The organism is Geminicoccus flavidas, from assembly GCF_009806515.1.
GTDB classification, from domain to species: Bacteria; Pseudomonadota; Alphaproteobacteria; order Geminicoccales; family Geminicoccaceae; genus Geminicoccus; species Geminicoccus flavidus.
In genome coordinates, this window is the sequence record NZ_WUJP01000771.1 from 1 (window position 1) to 459 (window position 459).

General features: G+C 70.2%; 1 protein-coding gene. It reads right to left on the bottom strand.

What is annotated here, in order from left to right; translation table 11 throughout:
* Positions 1–8: 8 nt before the first annotated feature.
* A partial coding sequence (locus EQG76_RS22195; protein ID WP_200841022.1) for a glutathione S-transferase C-terminal domain-containing protein occupies positions 9–459 on the bottom strand: 451 nt, incomplete at its 5' end.

Genomic DNA, 459 nt, shown 5'->3' on the forward strand with positions numbered 1-459 from the left:
CGCTTCCGTCAGCCCTTCGGATAGTTCGACGGGAACATCGCCCGCCTGGCCTCTTCGTCCATCTCCTGCTTGAACGCGTGGCCCTGGCCGATCGCGCGGGCACGCTGGGCGGCCGGGCGGGCGTCGATCGAGCGGAACCAGCGCCCCAGCTCCGGGAACGGCGCCAGCGGGTCACCGCCATCTTCCGGCGGCAGGGCAAAGTCGGCCCGCACCAGCCAGCCCCATGCGGCCATGTCGACGATCGTGTAGTCGTCGCCCAGCACGAACGGGCGCCCCCGCAGCTGGCCATCCAGCACCCGGTAGTGCCGCTCCACCTCGCGGCGGTAGCGGTTGATGGCGTAGGGGATGGGCTCGGGCGCGAACTTCTGGAAATGCACCGATTGGCCGGAGAATGGGCTCAGGCCCGTGGCGACGAACATCAGCCAGGACAGAAGCTGCGGGCGATCCTCGGGCGCGCCT